2 rRNA genes (1 of these 2 cut by a window edge) are annotated in these 2,500 nt (G+C 57.3%); both read left to right on the top strand.

From position 1 onward, the window contains the following. A 23S ribosomal RNA gene (locus BU204_RS37455) occupies nucleotides 1-2,277 on the top strand; it begins 843 nt to the left of the window's first position. A gap of 96 nt (nucleotides 2,278-2,373) precedes the next feature. Continuing rightward, nucleotides 2,374-2,490 (top strand): 5S ribosomal RNA (rrf, locus tag BU204_RS37450). The last annotated feature ends 10 nt before the right edge of the window (nucleotides 2,491-2,500 follow it).

Below are 2,500 nucleotides of genomic sequence, written 5' to 3'. Positions count from 1 at the left end.
CTGGGGGATGAGCTGTGGGTAGGGGTGAAAGGCCAATCAAACTCCGTGATAGCTGGTTCTCCCCGAAATGCATTTAGGTGCAGCGTCACATGTTTCACGCCGGGGGTAGAGCACTGGATGGTCTAGGGGGCCTACAAGCTTACCGAAATCAACCAAACTCCGAATACCGGTGTGTGAGAGTGTGGCAGTGAGACTGCGGGCGATAAGGTTCGTGGTCGAGAGGGAAACAGCCCAGAACACCAGCTAAGGCCCCTAAGTGTGCGCTAAGTGGTAAAGGATGTGGGGTCGCCGAGACAACCAGGAGGTTGGCTTAGAAGCAGCCATCCTTGAAAGAGTGCGTAATAGCTCACTGGTCAAGTGGTCCTGCGCCGACAATGTAGCGGGGCTTAAGCGTACCGCCGAAGCTGTGTCACTCACACATGACATCCGCATTGTTCTTCGGAGCAGTGTGCAGTGGTGTGGGTGGGTAGGGGAGCGTCCTGCATCCAGGGAAGCGGCCGCGTGAGCGAGTCGTGGAGGGTGTGGGAGTGAGAATGCAGGCATGAGTAGCGAAAGCAGAGTGAGAAACTCTGCCGCCGGATGACCAAGGGTTCCTGGGCCAGGCTAATCCGCCCAGGGTAAGTCGGGACCTAAGGCGAGGCCGACAGGCGTAGTCGATGGACAACGGGTTGATATTCCCGTACCCGTGTGGATGCGTCCCTGGCGAGGTCGGTGATACTAACCACCCGAACCCGCTTGCTGTCTTCGGATGGTGGGTGGGGGAGCGTGGGGCCTGAGCCGGTAGTAGCCAAACGATGGGGTGACGCAGGAGGGTAGCTCCGCCAGCTGATGGTGACTGGTGTAAGCGTGTAGGGAGCAGCATAGGCAAATCCGTGCTGCATGTATTCTGAGACGTGATGCATAGCCGAATGAGGCGAAGTAGAGTGATCCCATGCTGCCGAGAAAAGCCTCTAGTGAGTGTCCATGCGGCCCGTACCCCAAACCGACACAGGTGGTCAGGTAGAGAATACCAAGGCGATCGGGTGAACTGTGGTTAAGGAACTCGGCAAAATGCCCCCGTAACTTCGGGAGAAGGGGGGCCACAGGGCTTGAAGCCCCGTTGCGGGCTAGGGCCAGGTGGCCGCAGAGACCAGCGAGAAGCGACTGTTTACTAAAAACACAGGTCCGTGCGAAGTCGCAAGACGATGTATACGGACTGACGCCTGCCCGGTGCTGGAACGTTAAGAGGACCGCTTAGTCCCTTTGGGGGCGAAGGTGAGAATTTAAGCGCCAGTAAACGGCGGTGGTAACTATAACCATCCTAAGGTAGCGAAATTCCTTGTCGGGTAAGTTCCGACCTGCACGAATGGCGTAACGACTTCTCGACTGTCTCAACCACAGGCCCGGCGAAATTGCACTACGAGTAAAGATGCTCGTTACGCGCGGCAGGACGGAAAGACCCCGGGACCTTTACTATAGCTTGGTATTGGTGCTTGGTTCGGCTTGTGTAGGATAGGTGGGAGACTGTGAAGCGGCCACGCCAGTGGTTGTGGAGTCATCGTTGAAATACCACTCTGGTCGTACTGGGTGTCTAACTTCGGACCGTGATCCGGTCCAGGGACAGTGCCTGGTGGGTAGTTTAACTGGGGCGGTTGCCTCCCAAAGAGTAACGGAGGCGCCCAAAGGTTCCCTCAGCCTGGTTGGCAATCAGGTGTTGAGTGCAAGTGCACAAGGGAGCTTGACTGTGAGACCGACGGGTCGAGCAGGGACGAAAGTCGGGACTAGTGATCCGGCACCTCCTGGTGGAAGGGGTGTCGCTCAACGGACAAAAGGTACCCCGGGGATAACAGGCTGATCTTGCCCAAGAGTCCATATCGACGGCATGGTTTGGCACCTCGATGTCGGCTCGTCGCATCCTGGGGCTGGAGTAGGTCCCAAGGGTTGGGCTGTTCGCCCATTAAAGCGGCACGCGAGCTGGGTTTAGAACGTCGTGAGACAGTTCGGTCCCTATCCGCCGCGCGCGCAGGAGACTTGAGGAAGGCTGTCCCTAGTACGAGAGGACCGGGACGGACGAACCTCTGGTGTGCCAGTTGTCCCGCCAGGGGCACGGCTGGTTGGCTACGTTCGGGAGGGATAACCGCTGAAGGCATCTAAGCGGGAAGCCTGTTCCAAGATGAGGTCTCCCACCCCTTTTGTGGGTTAAGGCCCCCACCGAGACCAGTGGGTTGATAGGCCAGAGATGGAAGCACGGTAACGTGTTCGAGTTGACTGGTACTAATAGGCCGAGGACTTACCCACAAACGATCAAACTTGTTGATTTGTTTGTGTTCGCATCCACTATGCAGCTCTGAAACACCAACCAGTGTTGTGGTTGAAGTATGTGTTTCATAGGGTTTCGGCGGTTATAGCGGTGGGGAAACGCCCGGTCCCATTCCGAACCCGGAAGCTAAGCCCTCCAGCGCCGATGGTACTGCACTCGACAGGGTGTGGGAGAGTAGGACACCGCCGAGCATTCATTCCC

It is taken from the genome of Actinophytocola xanthii, assembly GCF_001921205.1.
In the GTDB taxonomy this organism is placed as follows: domain Bacteria; phylum Actinomycetota; class Actinomycetes; order Mycobacteriales; family Pseudonocardiaceae; genus Actinophytocola; species Actinophytocola xanthii.
Note: the sequence above shows the minus strand (reverse complement) of the source record. Positions and strands in the feature narration are given on the sequence as shown.